The organism is Sandarakinorhabdus cyanobacteriorum, assembly GCF_002251755.1.
GTDB lineage: Bacteria > Pseudomonadota > Alphaproteobacteria > Sphingomonadales > Sphingomonadaceae > Sandarakinorhabdus > Sandarakinorhabdus cyanobacteriorum.
The window spans coordinates 25,817-36,005 of record NZ_NOXT01000126.1; the positions used below are offsets into that span (position 1 = coordinate 25,817).

General features: G+C 69.3%; 10 protein-coding genes and 1 pseudogene. 10 read left to right on the plus strand and 1 reads right to left on the minus strand.

The annotated features are described in order from the left end of the window. Positions 1-5 precede the first annotated feature (5 nt). From CHU93_RS18290 to CHU93_RS16475, 3 genes and pseudogenes are all read left to right on the plus strand, one after another. Positions 6-101 (plus strand): annotated as a pseudogene (locus tag CHU93_RS18290) (hypothetical protein); the annotation flags it as partial. Positions 102-232: 131 nt separating this feature from the next. Continuing rightward, positions 233-367, plus strand: a complete 135-nt coding sequence (locus CHU93_RS18155) for an acyl-CoA thioesterase family protein (RefSeq protein ID WP_279354573.1) — start codon at positions 233-235, stop codon at positions 365-367. A 32-nt stretch (positions 368-399) separates the two neighbouring features. Further along, positions 400-849: a peptidylprolyl isomerase gene (locus CHU93_RS16475; protein WP_094475235.1), complete on the plus strand. Its 450-nt coding sequence runs from the start codon at positions 400-402 to the stop codon at positions 847-849. Positions 850-1,043: 194 nt separating this feature from the next. Here the strand turns inward: CHU93_RS16475 and CHU93_RS16480 are convergent, their stop codons facing one another. Beyond that, positions 1,044-2,516 carry a DEAD/DEAH box helicase gene (locus CHU93_RS16480; protein ID WP_094475236.1) on the minus strand — a complete coding sequence of 491 codons (1,473 nt, stop codon included), beginning with the start codon at positions 2,514-2,516 and terminating at the stop codon, positions 1,044-1,046. A 232-nt stretch (positions 2,517-2,748) separates the two neighbouring features. Here CHU93_RS16480 and CHU93_RS16485 point away from each other — a divergent pair, with 232 nt between their 5' ends. From CHU93_RS16485 to CHU93_RS16515, 7 genes are all read left to right on the plus strand, one after another. After that, positions 2,749-3,981 (plus strand): DmpA family aminopeptidase, encoded by a 1,233-nt coding sequence (locus tag CHU93_RS16485; protein ID WP_094475237.1) that lies wholly within the window; start codon positions 2,749-2,751, stop codon positions 3,979-3,981. 83 nt (positions 3,982-4,064) lie between these two features. Next, a complete protein-coding gene (locus CHU93_RS16490; protein ID WP_243375745.1) occupies positions 4,065-4,565 on the plus strand; it encodes a type II secretion system protein N in 501 nt (166 codons plus the stop codon). Next, complete coding sequence (gene gspD, locus CHU93_RS16495; protein WP_094475238.1) at positions 4,562-6,655, plus strand: type II secretion system secretin GspD; 2,094 nt, start codon at positions 4,562-4,564, stop codon at positions 6,653-6,655. Before CHU93_RS16490 ends, gspD begins: the two co-directional genes overlap by 4 nt. Continuing rightward, positions 6,652-8,076 (plus strand): GspE/PulE family protein, encoded by a 1,425-nt coding sequence (locus CHU93_RS16500; protein WP_094475239.1) that lies wholly within the window; start codon positions 6,652-6,654, stop codon positions 8,074-8,076. The genes gspD and CHU93_RS16500 overlap by 4 nt, the downstream gene beginning before the upstream one ends. Continuing rightward, positions 8,069-9,277: a type II secretion system F family protein gene (locus CHU93_RS16505; protein ID WP_094475240.1), complete on the plus strand. Its 1,209-nt coding sequence runs from the start codon at positions 8,069-8,071 to the stop codon at positions 9,275-9,277. The genes CHU93_RS16500 and CHU93_RS16505 overlap by 8 nt, the downstream gene beginning before the upstream one ends. Before the next feature lie 56 nt (positions 9,278-9,333). Then, complete coding sequence (gspG, locus tag CHU93_RS16510) at positions 9,334-9,747, plus strand: type II secretion system major pseudopilin GspG (RefSeq protein ID WP_094475241.1); 414 nt, start codon at positions 9,334-9,336, stop codon at positions 9,745-9,747. Beyond that, positions 9,722-10,129: a GspH/FimT family pseudopilin gene (locus CHU93_RS16515; protein WP_165768787.1), complete on the plus strand. Its 408-nt coding sequence runs from the start codon at positions 9,722-9,724 to the stop codon at positions 10,127-10,129. The genes gspG and CHU93_RS16515 overlap by 26 nt, the downstream gene beginning before the upstream one ends. The last annotated feature ends 60 nt before the right edge of the window (positions 10,130-10,189 follow it).

Below are 10,189 nucleotides of genomic sequence, written 5' to 3' on the forward strand. Positions count from 1 at the left end.
CCGATATGGATGTGAACGGCCATCTCAACAACGTGGCCTTCGCCCGCCTGTTCGAGGAAACCCGCGTGCGCTTCAACCGGGCCGGCCCGGTGAACCCGGCACCCGGCGAGCGGCGTTCCAGCTTCGTCGTCGCCCATGTCGCCATCGATTATCTGGCCGAGGGCAATTATCCCGCCCCGTCACCATCGGCTATGCCATCGCCCGCATCGGCAGCAGCAGCTTCACCGTCGCCATGGCGGCCTTTCAGGAGGGCAGCTGCATCGCCCTGTGCGACAGCGTGCTCGTCCACCGCGACCCTGCCACCGGGGCGGCGCCGATCCCGCCGCCCCTGCGGGAACGGCTTGAGGGCTTCGCGCTTCGCGGCTAGGGCAGTGCCACACCCCCCAACGGAGACCGTTCATGGCCGAAACCCTCACCCTCACCCTCAGCAGCGGCGGCGATGTCGTCATCAAGCTGCGCCCCGATGTTGCCCCCGGCCATGTCGAGCGGATCACCACGCTCGCCGCCCAGGGTTTCTATGACGGCATCAAGTTCCACCGCGTCATCCCCGGCTTCATGGCCCAGGGCGGCTGCCCCAAGGGCACCGGCACCGGCGGCAGCGACCTGCCCGACCTGCGCGCCGAATTCAACGACGTGCCGCACGTGCGCGGCGTCTGCTCAATGGCCCGCACCTCCTATCCGCACAGCGCCAACAGCCAGTTCTTCATCTGCTTTGATGATGCCCGCTTACTTGATCGCCAGTACACGGTGTGGGGCGAAGTGATCTCGGGCATGGAGCATGTCGACGCGCTGCCCGAGGGCGAGCCGCCGCGCGAGCCGGGCCATATCGTCAAGGCCACCGTGGCCTGAACGAATTGATCTGAACATGAAAACCCCCGCCGGAGCGATCCGGCGGGGGTTTTCATTTCAAGACACATGTCATGCTGAACTTGTTTCAGCATCCATGGCGCGAATGACTTCACAAGCGCATCTTGCGGGGCGCTGTTCCCATGGATGCTGAAACAAGTTCAGCATGACGCGGGTACGACGGTTCCGAAGGGCCCTCACCGCCCCGCAGGGGAGCGCCGCTGGCCTTCGCGCCGGCCGGCAAAGCCGCCGCCGGGCCGCCCCTGCGGCCAGCCACCGGCCGGGCGTGGCTGCCCGCCATCACGACGCGGCTGGCCGTCGCGGCGCGGCTGCCCGTCGCGGCTGAATTCGCGCCGCTCTTCGCGCGGGCCTTCGCGGCGGGGGGCACCGTCACGCCGGCCTTCGGCATGCACCACGGCGCGCGGATCGCGGCCCGGCCGGCCACCATTGCGGCTGCGGGCGAAATCCCGCTCTTCGCGCGGCGGCTCGGCCGCAACCGGGTTGGACTTGATCAGCTTGGCCGTCTTGCCCACCAGATCGCGGAAATTGGCCGGCAGCGGCGCCTGGGTCAGCGCCATGCGGATGGTCTTTTCAATATCCTTCAGATAAGGCCGCTCATCCGGCGCACACAGCGCGATCGCCACGCCGGCCCGGCCGGCGCGCGCGGTGCGGCCGATGCGGTGCACATATTGTTCCGGCACGTTGGGCAGCTCGAAATTGAAGACATGGCTCACCGCCGGAATGTCGAGGCCGCGGGCCGCAATGTCGGTCGCCACCAGGATCTTCAACGTGCCGGCGCGGAAGCCATCGAGCGCGCGGGTGCGCTGCGGCTGGCTGCGGTTGCCATGGATGGCTTCGGCCACCAGGCCATGCGCGGCGAGCTGGCGCACCACCCGGTCGGCACCATGCTTGGTGCGGGTGAAGACGATGCTGCTCGCCACCTCGGGCTGGTCAAGCAGATGCGCCAGCAGCGCCAGTTTTTCCGGCTGGCTCACATGCACCACCGATTGCACCACCTTTTCCACCGTGGTCGCCGCTGGCTGCACCGCCACCTTCACCGGCGATTTCAGATAGCGTTCGGCCAGCTGTTCGATGGCCGGCGCCAGGGTGGCGGAAAACAGCATCGACTGGCGCTGCTTGGGCAGCAGGCCGGTGATGCGCTTCAGATCATGGATGAAGCCCAGATCAAGCATCTGGTCGCATTCATCGAGCACCAGCATCTCCACGCGACCCAGGTCGCAGGCGCCCTTCATGACGAGATCGAGCAGCCGGCCCGGCGTTGCCACCAGCACGTCCACTCCCGGCGCCAGCGCGCGTTCCTGCCGGCCGATCGGCACGCCGCCGAACACCACCGCCACGGAAAGCCGCATATATTTGCCATAGGCCTGGAAACTGGCGGCAATCTGGCTGGCCAGCTCCCGCGTCGGCGCCAGCACCAGGGCGCGGGTGTTCATCTTGATGCGATGCTTGGGATCGGCCGCCAGCCGGTGCAGCATCGGCAGGGCAAAGGCCGCCGTCTTGCCGGTGCCGGTCTGCGCCAGGCCCAGCACATCATGCCCGGCCAGCGCCGGCGGAATGGCCGCCGCCTGGATCGGGCTGGGGGCGGCATAGCCCTTTTCATTGAGGGCGCGCGCGATCGGTTCGGCCAGCGCCAGATCAGAGAAGTTCATTTATGTTCCAATATCAGTTCGGCCCCGCCGGCAGGATTGCCAACGGAGCATGGGGGGTTGACCAGCAACCCGCGTGATATGGGAAGCAAGATTGGGGGGTGGGGCCTGGAGCCATCTGCTCCGATCACGCGCCCAGCGATGTGCGCCGCCAATGGACGCATCCGGCCGGAAAGTCAAATTTGCACCCGCCCGGCAGGCCGGCTAGCCTTGGCCATCACCGGGGGGACACAGCGTGAAACATCTGATTCTGGCAGCGCTTTTCCTCGCAAGCAGCGCCACCGCCGCCCCGCGCGCCCGCGATCTGGGCGTGCCGTTCGATGGCACGCCGGGGCCGCTCAACGCCATCACCGATGTCGCCGGCGTCGAGGTCGGCTACAAGACGCTGATTGCCGGCGAAGGCGCGGTTGTTCGCGGGAAGGGCCCGGTGCGCACCGGTGTCACCGCCATCTTCCCGCGTGGGCGTGGTGATGCGCGCGGCGTGTTCGCCGGCTATTTCGCCGGCAACGGCAATGGCGACATGACCGGCACGCATTGGGTGGATGAAGGCGGCGTGCTGGAAACACCGATCCTGATCACCGGCACCGGCAGCGTGGGCGTGGTGCGCGATGCCGCCTTCAAATGGTTGTCCGATCATCGCCCCGGCGGCTTCTGGTATCCGCTGGTCGCCGAAACCGCCGATCTGCCGCTGAACGACATGGCCGGCCAGCATGTGACCGTGCAGGACACGCTGGACGCGCTGGACAGCGCCCACGGCGGCGCCATCGCCGAAGGCAATGTTGGCGGCGGCACCGGCATGGTGTGCAACGGCTTCAAGGGCGGCACCGGCACCGCGTCGCGGCGACTGTCGGCAGCCGAAGGCGGCTATACCGTCGGTGTGCTGGTGCAATGCAATTATGGCTCGGCGCTGGGCCTGCGCATTGCCGGCGTGCCGGTGGCGCGCGAAATGCAGCTGCAGGGCCCCTGTGTTGCCCGGCTGTTGCCGCAGCAACAAAGCCTGTGGGGCGACAAGGCCAGCCTGTGCGATCCGGCCAGGCTGGCGCTGGCCGATCCGCCGGCCGCCGAACATCGCGGTTCGATCATCATCGTCATCGCCACCGATGCCCCGTTGACCGCCGAACAGCTGAAGCGCCTGGCCCGGCGCGGCAGCGTGGGCCTGGGCCGGCTGGGCGCGATCGAGGCGGATGGTTCGGGGGACATTTTCATCGCCTTTTCCACGGCCAATCCCGGCGCCGATGATGGCAATTGGCAGGCCGGCAGCGCCCCGGCCACGCTGCGCCGCCTGCCCGGGGGCGGGCTGAACCCGCTGTTTGCCGCCACGGTGCAGGGGGTGGAGGAAGCCGTGGTCAACGCCATGGTGGCCGCCCGCACCATGACCGGCGCCGACTGGTGGACGATATCAGCCCTGCCGCACGATCAGCTGCAGGCCATCCTGCGCCGCCACAACCTGCTGAACCCGCCGCGCTGAACCGGTGCCGTGATCATCGCACTGTAATCCAACCGTCACATGCCCCCGATAGGGGCTGTAACAATTGCCGAATCCGATTAGGCTTGCTGCCGACGGAACTGCATTGTCGGGGGGACCAGCCGCTGATCCGCAACAGCAATTCGCCGCCGCAACGGCCGGCCCGCCTGATGCGGGCGGGCGAGGCGCTTGGCTGGGCGCTGGCTGGCCTGCTGCTGGCGCGCGCCATCTGGCTGGCCATCAACCCGGCCGGGCCGTTGGGCGCGGTGCAGGCACCGGCCGCCGCCGCGTTGGCCGGCGTCGCGGTTGATCCCTTCTTCCCGCAAGCCGCGACGCCGGCCGATGCCGTGTCCAGCCTTGATCTCACCCTGGTCGGTACCCGCGTCGATGCCGCATCGGGGCGCGGTTCGGCGATCATCGCCACCCCCGATGGCCAACAGCAGAGCTTTGGCAGCGGCGATGAAATCATGCCCGGCGTGCGGCTGGTGGCCGTGGCGTTTGACAGCGTGACGCTGGATCGCGGCGGCGCGCGCGAGACACTTTACATCGATCAATCCGGGCCGGCGCCCGGCGGGGACGGCAAATGAAGCGGCGGTGGCAGACCCTGGTGATGGCAGCAGCCCTGCTGGCTGGGCCTCTGCTGGCCCAGACCACGGTCAATCTGCGCGATGCCGATGTGCGCGCCTTCATCCAGGATGTGGCGCGGGCCACCGGGCGCAGCTTCATCATCGATCCGCGCGTTCAGGGCAAGGTGACCGTGGTGTCTGACCGGCCGCTGGATCAGGCGGGCTATTTCGAGCTGTTCCTGTCCACCCTGCGCGCCAATGGCCTGGTCGTCACCCCGGCCGCCGGCGGGGCTTTCCGTGTCGCCCCGTTGGATGGTGCCGCCACCCAGCCATCGGCCGGCCAGGGTCGCGACCGCTTCGAAACCCGGGTGGTGCCGCTCAATTACATTGATGCCGCCTCGGCACTCGAATCGCTGCGCCCGCTGGTGTCCCGCGAAGGCCAGGTGACGGCCAACCGCAGCGGCAACGCCGTGATCGTGGCGGATTTTGCCGACAATGTCGCCCGCGTCACCCAACTCGCCCGCCAGCTCGATCAGGACCGGGCCGCCGTGCGCGTCGTCGCGCTGAAACATGCCGGCGCCCGCGAGATTGCCACCAGCCTCTCGCAGGTGGCGCAGGGTGCCGCCGAAGGGCGTGGCTGGCAGTTGGCGCCGGTCGATGCCAGCAATTCCCTGGTCTTGCGCGGCGATCCCGCCACGCTCACCAAGCTCGCCCGCACCATCGCCGATCTCGATCAGGCCGCCGCCGCCGGCAGCGATGTGCGGGTGATTTTCCTGAACCATGCTGACGCCGAGAAGCTGGTGCCGGTGCTGCAGCAGCTCGTCGGCCAGCCGGTCAGCCCCGCATCCCAGGCCGCGCCGCTCACCCAGCCCACCCAAAGCGCCTTCGGCAACGCCAATGCCGGCCAGCCGGCCCAGGGCCAGGCCACCGCGGCCCAGCCGCTGCCCGCCGCGCCGCAGGGCGCGCTCGGCACCTCCGGCTTCGTGCCCGGTGCCAGCATCGGCCGCGGCCAGGCGGTGATCGCCCGCTATGAAGGCGCCAATGCCATCGTCATCGCCGCGCCTGCCGATGTGCAGCGCCGGCTGGGCGAGGTCGTCCGGCAACTCGATGTGCGGCGCGAGCAGGTGCTGGTCGAAGCGGTGATCGTGGAGATCAGCGACGTCGCCGCCCAGCGGCTGGGCGTGCAGTTCCTGCTCAGCGGCACCGGCAACAGCAACATCCCCTTCTCTGTCACCAACTACAGCAATGCCGCGCCCAATCTGCTCGCCGTCGCCGGCGCCATCGTCGCCGAAAACCGCTATGGGCAAGACAATGCGACCACGGTGCAGCTGCGCAACGCCGCGGTGAACAGCCTGTTGAATGCCAATGGCGGCCAGTTCGGCTTTGGCGGCAATCTGGGTTCCAACGCGGTGTTCGGCTTTGTCGTCAACGCGGTGAAGGCCGACACCGCGTCGAACGTGCTCTCCACACCCTCGGTCGTCACGCTCGACAATGCCCAGGCCCGCATCCTGGTCGGCCAGAATGTGCCCATCGCCACTGGCCAGGCCCTGAGCAACAATTTCGACAATGCCTTCCGCACCGTGCAGCGGCAGGACATCGGCATCCAGCTGGATGTGCGCCCGCAGATCAACGCCGGCGGCACCATCAAGCTGTCGCTGCGGCAAGAGGTGAGCAGCATCGCCCAGGCGGTCGTCACCCAAAATGTCCCCGATCTCATCTTCAACAAGCGCGAGATTTCCACCACTGTCACCGTGGACGATGGCCAGATCATCGCATTGGGCGGCCTGATTGATGAAAATGAACGCCGCGCGATCGAGAAGGTGCCGCTGCTCGGCGACATTCCCCTGCTCGGCAACCTGTTCCGGTCGAAATCGCGCAACCGCACCAAGACCAACCTGATGGTGTTCATCCGCCCCACCATCATCAAGGGCGCCGATGATGCCGCCAGGCTGACCGGCGAACGCTATCAATATGTCCGCGCCGAACAGGCGATCCGCGAAGGCACGGCCGACACCAGCCTTGATGCGCTGGTGCGCGATTATCTGAAGGCCCCCATCCCCGGCGCGCCGCCGCCCGCCGAGGCCCCACCGCCAGCCGAACCGCCGAAATGAGCCTCACCCTGCCCTATGGCTTTGCCCGCGCCACCGGCCTGATCCTCACCGCCATCGGGGAAACGGCCGAGGTGGCCCGCCGGCCCGGCAGCCGCACCGAAGCGCTGGCCGAAGTGCGCCGCATCGCTGGCCGGCCGCTGCGCCTCACCGATGTCAGCGCCGCCGATTTCGACCGGCTGCTGCAGAACCATTATGCCAGCGGTGCGGTTGCCGCCGACGGCCTGATGGACCTTGCCGATGATCTGCCATCGGCAGAAGATCTGCTGGCCAGCGATGACGAGGCGCCCGCCATCCGCCTGATCAACGGCCTGATTGCCGAAGCCGCGCGCCTGAAGGCATCCGACATTCACATCGAGCCGTTCGAAGCCGCGCTGGTGGTGCGCATGCGCATCGATGGCGAGCTGAAGGAGATGCACCGCCTGCCCGCCGGCGTCGCCAGCCTGCTGGTCAGCCGCATCAAAGTCATGGCCCGGCTCGACATTGCCGAACGCCGCCTGCCCCAGGATGGCCGCATGGAACTGGCGCTGGCGGCCAAGCGGCTCGATGTGCGCGTCTCCACCCTGCCGGCGCGCGGCGGGGAGCGCGTCGTGCTGCGCCTGCTGGACAAGGACAATGCCGGGATTGACCTTGCCGGGCTGGGCATGCCGCCGGCCATCGATGCGGCCTTCCGCGCCGCGCTGGCCAGCCCCAACGGCCTGGTGCTGGTCACCGGCCCGACCGGCAGCGGCAAGACCACCACGCTTTATGCCGGCCTGAAATTGCTCAACGATGGCAGCCGCAACATCCTGACCGTGGAAGACCCGGTGGAATATGCCGTCGATGGCATCGGCCAGACCCAGGTCAACGCCAAGGTGGGCCTCAGCTTCGCCGCCGGCCTGCGCGCCATCCTGCGCCAGGATCCGGATGTGGTGATGGTCGGCGAAATCCGCGACGCCGAAACCGCCCAGATCGCCGTGCAGGCCGCGCTCACCGGCCATCTCGTGCTGTCCTCGCTGCACACCAACGATGCCGCCAGCGCCATCACCCGGCTGCGCGATTTCGGCATCGAGCCGTTCCTGCTCGCCGCCACGCTGCGCGCCGTCGTCGCCCAGCGGCTGGTGCGCCGGCTCTGCCCCGATTGCCGCGTGGCCGGCCCCGGCGATGCCGCCACCCTCGCCGCCCTGGGCCTGCCCGCCGGCACCCCGTTGTGGCACGCACCCGGCTGCCCCGCCTGCAACCACACGGGCTGGCAGGGCCGCGTCGGCCTCTATGACCTTATCCGCATGACCGACACGCTGGCGCTGCGCATCAACGCCGGCGCCACCGCCGCCGAACTGGCCGCTGAAAGCCCCGGCCTCACCGCCATTGCCGCGGCCGCCGTCGCGCAAGGCCTCACCACCCCGGCCGAGGCGCTGCGGGTGATCGGGGGCGGCGATGCCTGATTGGGCGTGGGAAGCGCTGGACGCCGCTGGTCAGCCGCGCAGCGGCACCGCGCGCGCCGCCAGCCGGGAAGCCGCCCGCGCCGATCTCCTCGCCCGCAAGCTGTTCCCCACCCGCCTCGAACCCGCTGCCGCCAGCCCCGCCCCCGCCGGCCGCCGCCGCCTGAAACCGGCCGCGCTTGCCGTCTTCACCCGGCAACTGGCGACCCTGGCCGCCGTCACCCCGCTCGAAGAGGCGCTGCGCACCATCCGCACCCAGGCGCAGAGCGAAGGCGGCGGCGGCACGGCCGCCATAATCGCCAATGTCCACGCCGCCGTGGTCGAAGGCCGCCGCCTGTCTGACGCGCTGGCGCTGGAACCGGCCAGCTTCCCGCCCCTCTATCGCGCCATGGTCGCGGCCGGCGAAGGCGCCGGCACCCTGCCGCAACTGCTCGAACGCGTCGCCGAAAGCCTTGAGCGTGAGGCCGAGCTCAGGGGCAAGCTGCAGGCGGCGCTGGCCTATCCGGCTGCCCTCAGTGTCGTCGCCACGCTGGCCGTCACCGCGCTGATGGCCTTTGTGGTGCCGCGCATCGCCGAACAATTTGCCGACATCGGCCAGACCCTCCCCTTGCTCACCCGCATCGTTGTCGGCTTGTCGCACGTCATTGCCAACTGGTGGTGGCTGATGGCGCTTCTGCTTGCCGGCATGGCAGCGCTTGCAGCCCGCGCGCTGGCCGATCCCGCCACCCGTCGCCGCTTTGATGCCTGGGCGCTCACCCTGCCCGTTGCCGGCCGCCTCATCCGCAACTGGCAATCCGCCCGCCTCGCCCGCACGCTGGCCATGATGATCGCCAGCCGCCTGCCCATCGTCGATGGCCTCGCCCTCACCCTGCCCACCATCGGCAACCATGAAATCCGCGCCCGCGTCAGCCAGATGGCCGCCGACATCAGCGAGGGCGCCAGCCTCACCGCCGCGATGAAGCGCGCCGCCATCCTGCCGCCGCTGCTCGTCGCCATGGCCGCTGGCGGCGAAAGCGCCGGCCGGCTCGACGTGATGCTCGACAGCGGCGCCGCCGCCTTGGAGCGGGAGCATGAGGCCGCCACCCGCGCCGCGCTGGCGCTGCTGGAACCGGCGATCATCCTCGTCATGGGCGGCGCGGTGGCGGTGATCGTGCTCTCCATCCTCCTTCCCATCCTGCAACTCGAAAGCCTGGCCAGCCAATGAAGAGCCCTCACCGCCAGCCCCCTCCGCCCTGCGGGCACCTCCCCCAGAGGGGGAGGATGAACGGCTTCACGCTCATCGAACTGATGGTGGTGATCGTCATCATCGGCATCCTCACCACCGTTGTCGTCATCAACGTGCTGCCCGATGTGGACAAGGCCGCCGTCACCCGCGCCCGCGCCGATGTGGCGGCACTGGAAACCGCGCTCACCGCCTATCGTGCCGATCAGATGGCGGTGCCCAGCACGGCGCAGGGCCTCGCCGCGCTGCAAAGCCCACCGGCCGATCTCGCCCAGCCCGAACGCTATCGCCCCGGCGGCTATCTCACCCGCCTGCCGAAAGACCCCTGGGGCCATCCCTATCAATATGCCGCCCCTGGCCGCAGCGGACCGTTCGACATCTGGTCGATGGGCCCGGATGGCAAGACCGGCCCCGGCGCCGACGCAGATGACATCGGCACCTGGAACCTCTGAACAGGGCTTCACCCTGGTGGAACTGGTGGTGGCCATCACCATCATCGGCATCGCCGCGGCCGCCATCGTGCTCAGCCTGCCCGGTGCCGGGGAGGACGCGCGCCGCTCCGCCCTGCGCCTCGCCGCCCACGCCAGCGCCGCCCGCGATGCCGCGATCCTGACCGGCCGGACCGTGCTGCTCACCCCCGGCCCCACCGGCTGGCAGGCCGGCGACCTGCCCACGGTGCGCCTGCCCGCCGGCCAGAGCCTGATCAGCGAGCCGGCCGGGCCGATCCTGTTCGATCCCACCGGCCTCGCCAGCCCGGCCCGCCTCGCCATCCGGTCGGGCGAAGCCAGCGCCACCGTCACCATCACCGCCGCCGGAGCCATAAATGCGCGGTGAGTGCCTGCCTCAATCCTCCCCCTCTGGGGGAGGTGGCAGCCGCAGGCTGACGGAGGGGGC

Bases quoted from the DNA above. Each gene is read 5' to 3' on its own strand.
- CHU93_RS16475 (WP_094475235.1), top strand. From the start codon at position 400: ATGGCCGAAACCCTCACCCTCACCCTCAGCAGCGGCGGCGATGTCGTC.
- gspD (WP_094475238.1), top strand. From the start codon at position 4,562: ATGAAGCGGCGGTGGCAGACCCTGGTGATGGCAGCAGCCCTGCTGGCT.
- CHU93_RS18155 (WP_279354573.1), top strand. From the start codon at position 233: ATGGCGGCCTTTCAGGAGGGCAGCTGCATCGCCCTGTGCGACAGCGTG.
- CHU93_RS16515 (WP_165768787.1), top strand. From the start codon at position 9,722: ATGACATCGGCACCTGGAACCTCTGAACAGGGCTTCACCCTGGTGGAA.
- CHU93_RS16500 (WP_094475239.1), top strand. From the start codon at position 6,652: ATGAGCCTCACCCTGCCCTATGGCTTTGCCCGCGCCACCGGCCTGATC.
- gspG (WP_094475241.1), top strand. From the start codon at position 9,334: ATGAACGGCTTCACGCTCATCGAACTGATGGTGGTGATCGTCATCATC.
- CHU93_RS16480 (WP_094475236.1), bottom strand. From the start codon at position 2,516: ATGAACTTCTCTGATCTGGCGCTGGCCGAACCGATCGCGCGCGCCCTC.
- CHU93_RS16505 (WP_094475240.1), top strand. From the start codon at position 8,069: ATGCCTGATTGGGCGTGGGAAGCGCTGGACGCCGCTGGTCAGCCGCGC.